Annotated in this window: 10 protein-coding genes; 4 read left to right on the top strand and 6 right to left on the bottom strand. The window is 43.4% G+C overall.

The window, feature by feature from the left end; translation table 11 throughout:
* The first annotated feature begins 54 nt into the window (after nucleotides 1–54).
* Complete coding sequence (locus N5O98_RS14355) at nucleotides 55–1251, top strand: FprA family A-type flavoprotein (RefSeq protein ID WP_004309431.1); 1197 nt, start codon at nucleotides 55–57, stop codon at nucleotides 1249–1251.
* Between the two features lie 48 nt (nucleotides 1252–1299).
* Complete coding sequence (gene nagB, locus N5O98_RS14350) at nucleotides 1300–2112, top strand: glucosamine-6-phosphate deaminase (RefSeq protein ID WP_004309432.1); 813 nt, start codon at nucleotides 1300–1302, stop codon at nucleotides 2110–2112.
* A 102-nt stretch (nucleotides 2113–2214) separates the two neighbouring features.
* Here nagB and N5O98_RS14345 read toward each other — a convergent pair whose 3' ends face one another.
* The 6 genes from N5O98_RS14345 to N5O98_RS14320 all read right to left on the bottom strand — a co-directional run bounded on the left by N5O98_RS14345 (nucleotide 2215) and on the right by N5O98_RS14320 (nucleotide 11144).
* Nucleotides 2215–4341, bottom strand: a complete 2127-nt coding sequence (locus tag N5O98_RS14345; protein WP_022199656.1) for a GDSL-type esterase/lipase family protein — start codon at nucleotides 4339–4341, stop codon at nucleotides 2215–2217.
* Nucleotides 4342–4486: 145 nt separating this feature from the next.
* Nucleotides 4487–5101, bottom strand: coding sequence for an L-threonylcarbamoyladenylate synthase (locus tag N5O98_RS14340; protein WP_004301542.1), 615 nt, complete (start codon nucleotides 5099–5101; stop codon nucleotides 4487–4489).
* Between the two features lie 19 nt (nucleotides 5102–5120).
* Nucleotides 5121–7649, bottom strand: a complete 2529-nt coding sequence (locus N5O98_RS14335; protein WP_004309434.1) for an AsmA family protein — start codon at nucleotides 7647–7649, stop codon at nucleotides 5121–5123.
* A gap of 365 nt (nucleotides 7650–8014) precedes the next feature.
* Nucleotides 8015–10009: a tetratricopeptide repeat protein gene (locus N5O98_RS14330; RefSeq protein WP_004309435.1), complete on the bottom strand. Its 1995-nt coding sequence runs from the start codon at nucleotides 10007–10009 to the stop codon at nucleotides 8015–8017.
* Nucleotides 10010–10011: 2 nt separating this feature from the next.
* Nucleotides 10012–10797 (bottom strand): Cof-type HAD-IIB family hydrolase, encoded by a 786-nt coding sequence (locus N5O98_RS14325; RefSeq protein ID WP_004301545.1) that lies wholly within the window; start codon nucleotides 10795–10797, stop codon nucleotides 10012–10014.
* A gap of 200 nt (nucleotides 10798–10997) precedes the next feature.
* Complete coding sequence (locus N5O98_RS14320) at nucleotides 10998–11144, bottom strand: hypothetical protein (protein WP_004301546.1); 147 nt, start codon at nucleotides 11142–11144, stop codon at nucleotides 10998–11000.
* 332 nt (nucleotides 11145–11476) lie between these two features.
* Here N5O98_RS14320 and N5O98_RS14315 point away from each other — a divergent pair, with 332 nt between their 5' ends.
* Both N5O98_RS14315 and N5O98_RS14310 read left to right on the top strand, forming a co-directional pair.
* The gene (locus N5O98_RS14315) at nucleotides 11477–12748 is read left to right on the top strand and encodes a hypothetical protein (RefSeq protein ID WP_004309437.1); all 1272 of its coding nucleotides are present in this window, start codon (nucleotides 11477–11479) and stop codon (nucleotides 12746–12748) included.
* Between the two features lie 185 nt (nucleotides 12749–12933).
* Complete coding sequence (locus tag N5O98_RS14310; RefSeq protein ID WP_004309438.1) at nucleotides 12934–14106, top strand: MalY/PatB family protein; 1173 nt, start codon at nucleotides 12934–12936, stop codon at nucleotides 14104–14106.
* Nucleotides 14107–14376: the final 270 nt, after the last annotated feature.

Genomic DNA, 14376 nt, shown 5'->3' with positions numbered 1-14376 from the left:
TAGCTGTTTTGCGGAGTATAGAATAGTGGAAGAAATGTTTAATGGATTTGAAAGATGGAAAGTAAAACAAGAATTAAAGGAAATGTCCACTATGTGGGAGTAAATGACCGTAACAAGCACAGATTTGAAGCGATGTGGCCATTGCCCTATGGAGTTTCATATAACTCTTATCTGATTGATGATGAAATGGTGGCATTGGTAGATACGGTAGATATCTGTTATTTTGAAGTCTACTTGCGTAAAATCAAGCAAGTGATTGGAGAACGTCCCATTAATTATTTGATTATAAATCACATGGAACCGGATCATTCGGGATCTATCCGATTGATTAAACAACATTATCCGGAAATTATTATCGTGGGTAATAAGCAAACATTCGGTATGATTGAAGGTTTCTATGGGGTAACCGGTGAACAATATCTGGTAAAGGACGGTGATTTCCTCGCTTTAGGACGTCACAAACTGCGTTTTTATATGACTCCAATGGTGCATTGGCCGGAAACGATGATGACTTTTGATGAAACGGATGGAGTTCTTTTCTCCGGTGACGGATTCGGATGTTTTGGTACTGTAGATGGCGGATTCCTGGATACCCGGATCAATGTCGATAAGTACTGGGGAGAAATGGTTCGTTACTACTCTAATATCGTTGGTAAATACGGAAGCCCCGTGCAAAGGGCTTTGCAGAAATTAGGTGGACTTCCCATTTCTGCCATTTGTTCTACTCACGGACCTGTATGGACAGAGAATATTGCAAAGGTGATCGGCATATATGATCGTTTGAGTCGTTATGATGCGGATGAAGGTGTTGTTATTGCCTACGGAAGCATGTATGGAAATACAGAGCAGATGGCGGAAGCTATTGCTGAAGAGCTTTCTGCACAGGGGGTTAAGAATATCGTTATGCATAACGTAACAAAGAGTCATCCTTCTTATATCATAGCGGATATTTTCCGTTATAAGGGATTGATTATCGGTTCTCCTACGTATAGTAATCAGATATTTCCGGAGGTGGAAGCGCTGCTTTCAAAGATTCTGCTGCGTGAGGTGAAGGGACGCTATTTGGGTTACTTCGGTTCTTTTGCATGGGCAGGTGCTGCGGTGAAACGTCTGGCGGAGTTTGCTGAAAAGAGTAAATTCGAATTGATCGGTGATCCGGTGGAGATGAAGCAGGCTATGAAAGACCTGACTTATACCCAGTGCGAAAATCTGGCACGTGCCATGGCGGACCGTTTGAAGAAAGATCGTTAAAACAGTGAATGAGATAATTTATTAACTAACCTATAAAATAATCGACTTATGAGACTTATTATTCAGCCGGACTACCAGTCCGTATCTCTGTGGGCTGCACATTACGTTGCCGCTAAAATAAAAGCTGCCAATCCAACCCTCGAGAAACCATTTGTATTGGGCTGTCCCACCGGATCATCTCCTCTGGGCATGTATAAAGCTTTGATCGACCTGAATAAGAAAGGAATCGTTTCCTTCCAGAATGTGGTAACATTCAACATGGACGAATATGTAGGATTGCCGAAAGAACATCCGGAAAGCTATTATTCTTTCATGTGGAATAACTTTTTCGGTCATATCGACATTAAACCCGAGAATACTAATATTCTGAATGGTAACGCTCCGGATCTGGATGCAGAATGTGCACGTTACGAAGAAAAGATCAAGTCATACGGTGGCATCGACCTGTTCATGGGTGGTATTGGTCCTGACGGACATATTGCATTCAACGAACCGGGATCTTCATTGACTTCACGCACTCGTCAGAAAACGTTAACAATGGATACCATCATTGCTAACTCCCGTTTCTTTGATAATGACATCAACAAAGTTCCTAAGACTTCTTTGACAGTGGGAGTAGGTACTGTGCTTTCTGCAAAAGAAGTGATGATTATTGTAAATGGTCATAACAAAGCTCGTGCTTTGTATCATGCGGTAGAAGGTGCTATCACACAGATGTGGACAATCAGTGCATTGCAAATGCATGAAAAGGGTATTATCGTTTGTGATGATGCTGCTACAGCTGAATTGAAAGTGGGTACTTACCGTTACTTCAAAGATATCGAATCTGCTCATTTGGATCCAGAATCATTGATTAAGTAATTTGTGATGAAATAATAGAAATAAGGGCTGCGCACTGAAAATGTGACGCAGCCCTTTTAATTTCTGATACTATTATGTGAAGATTAGATTTTGGATGATTGTCTAACGAGCAAGTATTTTGGCTATTTCTGTTGCTGCTACTTTATATCCTTCACCAGTGAAATGAATGTAATCATTTCCATAAAGTCCGTCTTTCATAGTTCCGTCCGCTTCGGTGAACCATTTGGTGGGATTGATATATTCAACTTTCTCGAATCGGTGATGTTGTAATATGTCATGAATCTTATCACATTGTGTGCGCACTTTACTCTGTTGTTCCTTACCGGATGGAAACAGACCTAAAAGAATGATACGTGATTCGGGGAATTGCTTCCGTACTTCATTGGCTACTGCGATAATTCCTTCAGCCGTGTTTTCAGGACTGTCTTTTCCACTTATCAGATTATTAATTCCAATGGCAATCACTATGTTTTCAGGGTGGCAACTATTGTAGTTATCATAACGGACACGCCAAAGCAGGTTTTGCGTGCGGTCGCCGGATATGCCGGCACTTTCCCAATTATCCTTTCCTATGGCATTGTCCATAGCCTCTTTGCCGGGCTTGTAAGTCACTTCTTTTCTGTTACCTCCCCAACCTTGTGTGATGGAATTTCCCAATAACAACAGTTTTAAATGTTTCCCATTGAGAGTGGCGGTTATGTCTTTTGCTACGCTGTTCCAGTCCGAGTTTTGGGTCCATCCGGCTGCCGAACGGAATTCATTTCCCGGTACAGGATGCACACGCATATTTTCCGCCCTGTTCGTAGCTTTGAGGATGAACTGCACAATAGGCTCGGGATTGTTGAGGGAGTGCGGGTGATGATCCACTCCAGGCTTATGAATAATAGTAATTGGTGCATGCAATTCCTCCATACGTTGTTCGAAAATGGCTGTGTTTTCAGCAACCGACACCACTTGATCAGCATCACCTACCACGTGCAGGATGGGGATTCCAGCTTTTGCCATTGTCGGTGCACAGTCTATCGGATTCTTTTTCCAGTTCAACGCTTCAGCTTCGTTTTTAAAACCGTAAGCATTGAGAAGTTGTTTCGTATCCATGGCGGAACCGGCAGATTTACCTTGTCCCATAGGCCAACTTTTGAAGTCCATTACGGGGGCATCTGCATAAATACATGCCACTTTTTCCGGGTTTTGTGCCGCCCAGTTATAGACAATCAGCCCGCCACGACTCATCCCTTCAAGTGCCACTTTCTTGTTGAATCCGGCTTTCACCATTCGCTTGTAAAAACTATTCCAGCGTTGAACAGCTTTATCCGAGCCATATAAGTCGGCTACATCACAGTAAACAATATGAAAGCCATGTTCCAATAATGCTATGTCAGTCTGTGGCTCATGCCCCCAAAAGCGTGCACGAATCATCCAAGGTTTTCCTATGGCTTCTTTTGCGGGCTCTACTACAAGGCATTTTACTCCCTCATTCTCAAATTCATACCCTTGGTGTCCATGGAAGTTGAATCGTTTGGCATCTTGTATTCCCAGTGATGTCTGCAGCTTTGTTGGAGAAGCTGTTGCTTTTACAGCGAGATATTTATATATCTTTTGGGCCATGACTCCTGCTCCGATAGAAGAGGGGTGCAGTTTGTCCGGTAGCATAACCGAATCCCACTGGTCGCCGAAGAGATTAAACAGATTGATAATTTCCAGTTGATTTTTCCAGGCCAATTCTTCCACCGTGGGGCGTACCTCGTTTTCTATCAGTTGTGCATTGATTTCCGAACCCTCCGGCAGGAAACAACGGATAGGAGTCAGGAGAATAATACGTGGATGTGATTTCAGATTCTGGTATGTGTCAATTAATGTCTGGTAATTGTCTTTGAATTCGTTTTTGTATTTCCAGTTTTGCGGTTTGGTATCGTTAGTACCTAATTTGATTAATACAATATCGGGCTGATATTCCAGAGATGCTTTGTAGGTATCTGTTTCGGAATATGGGTAATCTCCTTTAGACAATATAGTTCGACCAGAGGCTCCGAAGTTTTTGACCTCATACCCATCTCCCAGATAAGCTTGAAGTTGTGCCGGATAGCAGTTCATTTCCCGGTTGGGGATGAATGTTCCATAAGTAATACTGTTTCCTATGCACGCTACCCGTATGGGTTCACTTGCAAATGATTGGATAGTAATGAATAGACATACAAGAAAGATGCCGATGTGATTTAATTTTTTCATGATGAATATGATGATTTTGGTTTGTTGGGGGGATAACCAATCGTTGTTTTGCTGTGTATAAACGAACTGGCATGCTACTAATAATAAAACTTATTTATTCACGTTCCTATCATATAGCATACCAGTTCGATTCATTTTTCGGCTTTTATACCTCTTCCAGCCAGCCTTTCCCTTGCCGGATGATTTCCAGTTCGTCGTCGGTACATTTCACTACAGTGGAAGGTTCTATACCTCCGATACCTCCGTCAATGACCAGATCGACAATGTCACCGAACTTCTCATCTATCAGTTCGGGATCTGTCATATATTCCAAGTCCTCATGCTCTTCGTAAGGCAGAGTGGTCGTCATAATGGGAGCATCCAGCAGGCGTGCGATTTCGCGGATTATATTATTATCCGGCATACGGATACCCACTTCTTTCCGGTTGCGGAAGATTTTGGGTAACCGGTTGGTTCCGTTCAAAATAAAGGTGAATGGCCCCGGAAGATTATGCTTCATCAGCTTGAATATATTATTGTCTACTTTCGCATATTCGCTGATGCTACTCAAGTCATAACAGATGATAGACAGATTGTTCTTTCTAGGGTCTATCTCTTTGATCCGGCATATCCGTTCTATAGCACGTTCCTTCAAACCATGACAGCCGATGGCGTACATCGTATCAGTGGGATAGATAATCAGTCCGCCGTCATTCAGGATGTCGATGATTCGTTGTAAATCCTGCGGGTTATTATTTTTGTCATATAGCTTCAGAAGCATAATTCATTCTCCTTCTCTCTTATTTGAGTTTCTTTTTTAAGAAATCCAGTGCCTTTTCTGCTGCTTTCTCTGTCACCTTTTGTTTGATTGAATCCTTATTGGCGGTAGCGGCAGAGTCCAGTCCCAGTTTCTGTCCGAGTTTGCTGATAGCTTCATCGGCTACAGCCTCGACAGCTTGATTGGCCATGCTTTTAGTATCGACGCTGACTTTCGGAGAGGTAAATGAACCTCCGATCTTCAAGTCAAGAGTCATTAGTTTAGAGATATTGCCTACAGATGCCGGCAACTTCACTTTTCCGGAGTAGTCGATGGTTTGATCGAGGCCTGTGCTACCGGAAAGATTCAATGTGTAGTCTCCCATCTTGATATCGAACGGTTTGGTTTCTACGCGTCCGTCTTTGATGGTGAAATCCAGTGTCATATCTTTCACCTTCATGTCTTTCAGACTTGGCTGTTTAACGGCATCGGCTATTTCGTCGATTGCTTTCACTCCGCTTAAACTAAGATCACGGGTGGAAAGGCTACCATCACCTTGCATTGTATTCAGTACAGGGCTCATGGTTGCATCCAAATCTGTCAGTACATTAATACTTCCGGAGAAATTACCTTTCAGGTTTTCGAAGATAGGAGCCATCTTCTGCACCATGTCCAATTCTTTGTAAGCTTGTGCGAAACCGATATTGGAGAGTTTGAATCCGGCTTTCATTTCCGGCTTCTTTACGTTGGCAGTGGAGTAGTAGCCGTTCATGACCACGTTGCCACCCATGGTATTCATGGAGAGGTTTTTCATATCCACTTTGCCATCTTTTACCACAAGCTTGCCGTTCATATTATTGAAAGACATCTTATCGAATAACACCTGTTTCAGGTTAGCGTCCATTTGGAAGTCGATGTTGCGGGGAACTTCCATAATACCCGTGGCAGCTGTAGCTACGGAGTCGGTAGACGCAGTTTCTGATGCAGTCGCTTCATCCGCAGAAGCAGCCATGAAGTCGTTCAGATTGAAATAGTTGGAACGAATATTCAGGTTTCCTTTCAATGTAGTACCTTTCAATGCGTAACCGATATAGTTTTCAAACCGACTGTCGGCTGTGATATCATTCTTTCCGATGTTGACGGTTGTCTCGCTCAACTGGAGGTATTTCGGGGTGAAAGTGAAGAGAGACTTCTTGATTTCTACGTCCGGCATATCTTTCATTTTGAGTTTCATACCCGTCAGTCCGATAGTACCTGAAGCTTGCATACGTTCGTATTCCTCTTTTTCGATATAGGAAAGGCGTCCTGACATTTGCATATCGGCGTCAATGGTACCGTTCAACTCCATATCTCCAAGTGGATAGACTTGTTTTATCATACCTAAATTGAGAATCCCTTTAGCTTCAGCTTTAAAGTCCGGATCGCTGATCGGTGTTTTTACATTAGCCGTCAGGCTAAACGGATTTCCGGCAAGACGGAAACTGAAAGGATTGATATTGACCGTCGTCAGGTCGATATTTCCTCCCGGGTTCTGGACGTTGGCACTGATATTGATTTGATCCACTCCTGCCGGTAAAGCCGGATAGCGGAACATGGCATTCTTGACTTGCATATCAATGTTGAATGCAGGAACGGTGTCGCCTTGCAAGATACCTTTGGCCGTTGCAGTAAGCGTAGCGGTTCCGTCTGTTTTCAGACTGGAGAATTCCGTTGCATAAATGGCTGGAATCAGTGACAAGATTTCCTTAAACCCGATATCGTTCGTGTTAAGTTTCAAGTCTATGTCGATAGCCGGATCTTTCAAGGCTACCCAACCGTCGATACCTGCCTGAATGGCGTTGAGGCGGATGGTGTTGTCTTTTAATGTGTATTTGTTATTGGCAAGGTCGGCATCCACATCCATTGTTGCGGAGATATTGGCATTGGCCAGGAAAGGGATTCCATTCATCTTGTAAGTAAGTGATTTGGTTTCCGCTTCCAACTTCAGAGTAGTGCGGTCACTTCCTAAGTCTCCGGCGCAGACTGCGTTAAAGTCGCGGATATCAGCATACATCTTTCCTTGTTGATCGTCATAAATCAGGTTCATGTTTTTGATAACAAAGCGTTGTAGCTTCACTTTGAAAGGAGAAGATGCTTCTTCTTCTGAAACAGGAGCTTCGGCTGTTGCTGTTGTATCCGGTTTCATAATATCCCAGTTGGCACGTCCGTCCGGCAATACAATGGCATGTAACCGTGTATCTTCAATGAATATTTTAGAAATATCGTAACCGCTATCTCCGAAAAGAGAGAATAAGTTGACTGCGGCAGTAACTTCTCCGGCCTGTACAAGGGTGTCGTTGGCAAATTCACCAGTACCTTTTAACCAGAAATCCTCGAGAGTGACAGAAGCCTGTGGAAAGTTACGGAACAGGCTAATGTTAAGGTTCTTAAAGTCAAATTGTGCATTAAGCATCTTGTTGCCTTCTGTTTTTACAATGTCGGCTATCTTTCCCTGGAAGGCGAAAGGAAGAAGGAACATCAGAATGATGATGACTCCTACTGTGATAGCTGCGATTTTCAAACCTTTTTTCATTTGCTTCTATTTTAAGAGTTTGAGATATTACAAAGAGCAAAACTAATAAAAGTTTTTGATATAGAGGGAGAATCAGTTCCTTTTCTTTCGTCTTGATACGAAAGAAAAGGAACCAAAAAGAAAGAATCAAGGCTACGTTTTTCCGACTACTCCGGTGTTTCCTCCGGCTAAAGGGCAGAAACTCGCTACGCTCAAACAGTTTGCCCTTTTTAACGCCGGAGAAACCACCTGCGCTTGACGTCGGAAAAACGAGGCCGGGAGGCCATGCGGGGGCACTGTTTGATGGAGATATTGTGTGTAGGATGATTTTTATGTAAGTGTGTAGATGACAAAGATGGATAGGTGCGGAGGTCGGGAAGAATAGGCTATTTTTTCTTTCTAAGTTCTTCTGCAATTCTCCATTGTAAGGCGGCTTCTCCTTCTTTCCCGACTTTCAACAGAGCGTCTCCGAAGAGTTCGTGTGCACCGGCATGTTCCGGTTTCAGGCTGGTGGCCTTGTCCAGGTCGGCAATGGCACCTTCTGTGTTTTCTGTTTTTAGCCGGAGCTTTCCGCGGTTATAGACAGCTTTAAAGTTTGCCGGATAGAGGGTGACTGCAATGTTGAAGCAGTTTTCAGCATCGAAATACTCTTTGTTGTTGAAGAGAGTGATTCCTTTGCGTATCCAGGCATCCACATAATTAGGGTCGAGACTAAGTGCCTTGTCGTAGTTGGCGAGGGCGGCACGTGAGTCGTGTGCCTGGGTGATACATTCGTTACCCATTAATAGATATTCGTGAGCATATTGGCGGAGGCGTTCCTGCTGTTCGCGCATTTGCTCTTTGAGTTTCTTATTCTGCTCTTTCAAGGTGTTTATGACACCGAGTTTACGTCGGATAAAACGGCGGGGAACAGGTTTCTCAATATCATAGCGGGAATGAATGGCGCGGAAAAACTGTTCCAGACATTCCTCCATGTCTCCTTTGTCGAAAGCGCGTGAAGCAGCAGCGTATTGCACGTCGGCCTGCGCTTGTTTCAGAGCTTTGTCGATAGCCTGCCGGTCGTTGAAACGTCCGGCAAAGTTTACGATTTCGGGGCGGACGAAGACGTCAGCACGGTTAATAGGCTTTTTGAGCTGAATACCGTCCAGTGAGGTACAGCGGCTTAGTGCCACGTATGCTTGTCCACCTGCAAATACACCACCTGTGAAGTCGATGACTACACGGCTGAAAGTCAGTCCCTGACTCTTATGGACAGTGATGGCCCAAGCTAACCGAATGGGATATTGTGTGAAGCTACCTAAGACTTCTTCTTCTATTTCTTTTGTCTTTTCGTTGTAGCGATAACGGATATTGCGCCATGATTCACGCTTTACGTCACATTCTTTTCCATTGTCGGTGATAACGTAGATGGTTTCTTCTTCCTCATCAATTCCGGCAATGACACCAATGGTACCGTTTACCCACCTGCGGTCGAAATCATTTTTAATAAAGATGATTTGTGCACCGGGTTTCAGTACGAGCTCTTGTGAGGTGGGTAGACTGCTTTCGGGGAAATCTCCTTCGATGACTCCTTCAAAAGTAATTGGGTCTCCGGGAAGTTCCGCCAGTTTCTTTTCGTTGATAGAGTCTACCGTGTCTCTACGGGTGGCCAGAGTGATATACATATCAGCTTCCGATTCTTCTATCTGGCTTCCATAACGGGTGTTCAGTAGTTGCAGATCAGCCGCTCCGGCTGTATTGTTCCGGATATGGTCGAGGACGCCGACAAAAACTGGGTCTGTTTGGCGGTATACCTTTTGAAGTTCGATGGATACCAGGTCTATCTGGCCGAATACTCTGGCAGAGAAAAAATAGGGTGTAGGATAGAAGCGGTTCAATATTTCCCGTTCGTCGTTTTTTACGACGGGCTCCAGTTGGAATACGTCGCCTACCAATAACAGTTGTTTTCCTCCGAAAGGTTCACGCAGATTGTGAGAGTATACACGTAGGATTCGGTCGATGGCATCAATGATATCCGCCCTTACCATTGAAATCTCGTCGATGATGACCAGTTCTATTTGTTCCAACAGCTTCCGGTGAGGCTTGGTGTATTTGAAAAATTCATGGATACGACCACGCTGGAGACTCAAGTTCGGGTCATCCGGCAGCAGCGGATAGAAAGGGAGTTTGAAGAAACTATGCATCGTACTTCCTCCGGCATTGATAGCAGCGATGCCTGTCGGGGCGAGTACAACGTGTTTCTTTTTGGTATTTTCGCAGACGTAACGCAGGAATGTAGATTTCCCTGTACCCGCTTTCCCGGTCAGGAAAACCGATTGACGCGTATATTGAATCAGGTTCAGGGCGTCCTGAAACGCTGCGTTATTGGTGTCTACGCTCATAATCAGATAATACCAAAATGCTTCATTGCCTTGCTGATGCCATCCTCGTCGATGGGAGCTGTCACATAATCGGCAGCGGCTTTCACATCCTCTTTGGCTTGTCCCATGGCTACTCCGATGGCTGCATGGCGGAGCATGCTGATGTCATTTCCTCCGTCTCCGAAAGCCATGGTATCTTCGAGTTTAATATCAAAATAGCGGATTATTTCATCAATGCCCTTTTGCTTGGTGTCTCCTTTGGCGGTCACATCGGCAAATGCAGGATACCATCGGCCTATCTCGCAGGTAGGAATAGACGGACGGATTTCTTTTTCTTCCTCTTCCGTGATAAAGGGTGTCATTTGGATGACTTCCTTACTGGTTGCCTCCTCGAAAGATACAGTCGGAATCACATTCACGTGCAGGAAATCATAGAATATCTTTTTCACCATGTCATTGGGCTGGCAAACGGAAATGTTGTGTTCCTCTACAAAGATACAGGGAACGCCTTTTTTCTCGCAGAAATCTCCCATCGCTTTTACTTCGTCCTGGGGGATGGCACTTTTATAGATTACCTGTTCCCCGACAAAGCAGTAAGCCCCGTTCATGGTGATATATCCATCAATCAGATTCCGGTCTTGCAATTCGGAGAGGTTGTTGATAATGGCTTTCGGACGTCCCGTAGCGATAAATATCTTCAGTCCTTTTGCACGGGCGGCTTCCAGTGCCTCAATGGTAGACGACGGGATGCGGTGAGTTTCAAAACTGACCAATGTTCCGTCTATATCAAAAAATAATGCTTTCGTCATAAATTCTTTTTTGAATGGAGTACAAAAGTACTATTTTTCTATGTAAATAGCAATTAGGAGATTTCTCTTATGCTTTTTTTAAATCTCTACTCTTATCGATAGGAACACAATTATTTAAAAGTGCCTAATAAAATGATTAATTATAATAGGTTCCTTTATTCTTTTGACTAAAAAAGTTTCCCAAGCATGGCATCAAGTCTTTATTCTTCTAACGAATTCTCCTTATACTTCTCTCCATAGAGTTGCTGGTACTCCTTTTGGAAACGGTCATAAACACTTTGTGCATACGCTTTTTGTCCAAGTTTCTTGAGTGCTTTTATTTTGAAAGTCAATGCCGTTTCGCTCATTCCGTCAAACGAGAAAAGCACGTCGGACAATACGATAACCTTTCTGGGTTCATTATTCGCTTCTACGATAGGAAGCAGTTTCTCGATGATCCGGATGAAAAGTTCGTCATGGTTAATTTTGATATTGCCAAACCATTCGTAATCTACAAAAGTAGGCAGTAAGGTGCCTCGTTGCAGCAGGCCGATAAATCAGAATCCTAATTATTAATGGGATGGCAATTATGCTTCTTTCTGTTTTAATAAGACGGGATATTGCAGAACTTGATAAAACTAACAGTCTGTCCGGATATTCCCTTGGGGAGATTTAATCGGGCTTTAAAAATCTTGAATCAATGAAACAAATAAAATATTTATCCTTTATCCCTTTTCTAGCTCTTCTCTGCTTGATGACGGGATGTGAAAATGACAAAGATGTGTATTACCCTTATGTCAATGTTCCGCTTACTACGCACAATCCGGTGCTCGTTGAGGGAGAAGTCCTGCATATCGGTATTGGTTTGGACGGTGTGAATTATCGTGTAGAGAGTGATAATGAGGATGTGGTGACTGCCGAGGTGGTCGGCAACGAGATACTGTTGACAGGCGGTGACATAGGTAGCACCATCGTTCGCCTTTCGGATGATAGCTACAATCGTGTTCTCATGACGGTTGAAGTACGTAAACTTCAGGAACTGACACTCGAATCGTTCCCGGAGGGAGTGGAAGTATTGCGTCTGGATAATGACGGCGTTATTCTTCGTGAAATGAAAATCCTGACCGGTAATGGCGGTTATACAGTAACCAATTCTGCTCCTGAAGCCATCAGTGCTGAAATTGTGGAAGACCCCGACGTAACAGGAGGATATAAACTGATACTTGGCGGTAAAGCAAATGTCGATCAGGCAACGATTACTGTGACAGATTCCCGAAACAAGTCAGCTACTCTTAAAGTGCGGGTGACGAATCCGATTCGTCCTGTTCTGTTTGATAAAGAGGGGACTCTTGAGGGAGAATATGTGTACGAGGGTACGCCTCAACAGATTTCTTTCAATATTACTTCCGGTAATGGCGGCTATACCGTTAAATCTCTGAATGAAGGGGTAGCTACTGTGGCAATCTCCGGCACTACAGTAACTGTTACTGTGGTAGGTGACGGTGGTACAACTATTACTGTGACCGACCAGGAAAAGGAAAGCCGTTCCATAGATTTATGGGTACCGCTCAATCTTGACGACCCGACGCCACGTATTTATTGGGATGGTTATCGTGCCGATATTAACACGGTCGGAGTTTCCAGTACCGGATCTTATGCAACGCCAAAAGATATGTACTGGTATCAACAAAACGGTGAAGTGAAAGATACATATTATGTCTACTTTAACGGTGGTTGGGCAAACAATTTAAATAGTGTGAATGCTGCCAACCGTAATCCGAAGTTTGAAACGACTATCAATGACACTAAGACTTCGTATACAGACAAAGCAGCCTCTGCCGTTAAACTGACCGAGTTTATTTTGGAAAAACGTATCGGTACAGGTCCGACGAGCCATCCGCATATCTATTTCATCTCTTTAAAAACAGAAGATGGTAAGCGTGGATTTATAGTGCATCGTTGGAATGAATAATAAAGACAAATAGGTTCTTAGTTTTTTTTTCAGGGTATGAATATGAGGGTCGGATGCTGTATTGCTCCGGCCCTCTATGTTTTGATAGAGCATACAAAATTAGAGGCTGCCTTTCGGTAATACCACGAAAACAACTATCTTTGCTAACTGTTTATTATACACATAACCTAACAATATTATGCAGTATGAACTATAATTTTGATGAAATAATAAACCGTCATGGTACAGATTCCGTAAAATGGGATGCAGTAGAGAATCGTTGGGGACGCAATGACCTGATTCCAATGTGGGTAGCTGATATGGATTTCCGCACAGCTCCTTTTGTCATAGAGGCTTTGAAAAAACGCCTGGAGCATGAAGTACTCGGATATACATTTGCTTGCAAAGAATGGTCGGAGTCTATTATTAACTGGGTGAAGGAGCGCCATGGTTGGGTGATTCGTGAAGAGATGTTGACTTTCACTCCCGGTATTGTTCGCGGCTTGGCTTTTGTGATCCACTGCTTTACGCAAAAAGGAGATAAGATAATGGTAATGCCCCCTGTTTATCATCCTTTCTTTTTAGTCACTCAAAAGAATGAACGTGAAGTGGTATTCAGCCCGTTAGTCCTGAAAGATGAACAATATTATATTGATTTCAACCGCTTCCGTCAAGATATTCAAGGATGCAAATTGCTTATTCTAAGCAACCCTCATAACCCGGGTGGACGTGTATGGACCAAAGAGGAACTGTCTCAGATAGCCGACATCTGCTATGAAAGCGGCACATTGGTTATCTCTGACGAGATTCATGCTGACTTAACCCTGCCTCCATACAAACATCCTACCTTTGCTTTGATTTCAGAGAAGGCACGGATGAACTCTCTTGTCTTTATGTCTCCCAGCAAGGCATTCAACATGCCGGGATTGGCTAGTTCTTATGCAATTATTGAGAATGACGAACTTCGTCACCGTTTCCAGACATATATGGAAGCAAGCGAGTTTAGCGAAGGACATCTCTTTGCTTATTTAAGTGTAGCAGCTGCTTACAGTCATGGTACAGAATGGCTGGACCAAGTGGTAGCATATATTAAAGGAAATGTGGATTTCACTGAAACGTATTTGAAAGAACATATTCCTGCTATCAAGATGATCCGTCCGCAAGCCTCTTACTTGATCTTTCTGGATTGCCGCGCATTGGGACTCAATCAGGAAGAACTGAACCGTCTTTTTGTAGAAGATGCTCATCTGGCGCTGAATGATGGAACAACATTCGGTAAGGAAGGCGAGGGATTTATGCGGTTGAACGTTGCTTGTCCACGTGCTACGCTGGAAAAAGCATTGAAACAGTTGGAGCAGGCTGTAATGGATTTAAAATAGTCTTTTAAGTCCATTACCCGGTTCGGAAATAAAATCAATCCGTTCAGGGGATGAAGCTATATTTCCTGTCTCACTCTTGCTTTTTACTATTTTATTTTGTATCTTTAGTGCTTCTCATCTTCCCAAAGACAGGTAATCATATTACAAAGTGGAAGGTGTGTCAAAATGCACACCTTCTGTTTTTTACGCACAAAGCCCCGACTTTCACAAGCTGGGGCTTTGTTATTACCTAAAGATTTTGTATCTTTAGGCATAAGAATTTCACTATGA

This window comes from Bacteroides sp. LFL-34, from assembly GCF_027257075.1.
Classification (GTDB): domain Bacteria; phylum Bacteroidota; class Bacteroidia; order Bacteroidales; family Bacteroidaceae; genus Bacteroides; species Bacteroides ovatus.
The sequence above is the reverse complement of the archived record's forward strand: the minus strand, read 5'-3'. Positions and strand labels throughout refer to the sequence as shown.

What these genes read in the sequence shown, in the direction of transcription:
- N5O98_RS14315 (WP_004309437.1), top strand. Translation starts at nt 11,477, where the DNA reads ATGAAACAAATAAAATATTTATCCTTTATCCCTTTTCTAGCTCTTCTC.
- nagB (WP_004309432.1), top strand. Translation starts at nt 1,300, where the DNA reads ATGAGACTTATTATTCAGCCGGACTACCAGTCCGTATCTCTGTGGGCT.
- N5O98_RS14325 (WP_004301545.1), bottom strand. Translation starts at nt 10,797, where the DNA reads ATGACGAAAGCATTATTTTTTGATATAGACGGAACATTGGTCAGTTTT.
- N5O98_RS14340 (WP_004301542.1), bottom strand. Translation starts at nt 5,101, where the DNA reads ATGCTTCTGAAGCTATATGACAAAAATAATAACCCGCAGGATTTACAA.
- N5O98_RS14320 (WP_004301546.1), bottom strand. Translation starts at nt 11,144, where the DNA reads ATGAGCGAAACGGCATTGACTTTCAAAATAAAAGCACTCAAGAAACTT.
- N5O98_RS14355 (WP_004309431.1), top strand. Translation starts at nt 55, where the DNA reads ATGGAAAGTAAAACAAGAATTAAAGGAAATGTCCACTATGTGGGAGTA.
- N5O98_RS14310 (WP_004309438.1), top strand. Translation starts at nt 12,934, where the DNA reads ATGAACTATAATTTTGATGAAATAATAAACCGTCATGGTACAGATTCC.
- N5O98_RS14335 (WP_004309434.1), bottom strand. Translation starts at nt 7,649, where the DNA reads ATGAAAAAAGGTTTGAAAATCGCAGCTATCACAGTAGGAGTCATCATC.
- N5O98_RS14345 (WP_022199656.1), bottom strand. Translation starts at nt 4,341, where the DNA reads ATGAAAAAATTAAATCACATCGGCATCTTTCTTGTATGTCTATTCATT.
- N5O98_RS14330 (WP_004309435.1), bottom strand. Translation starts at nt 10,009, where the DNA reads ATGAGCGTAGACACCAATAACGCAGCGTTTCAGGACGCCCTGAACCTG.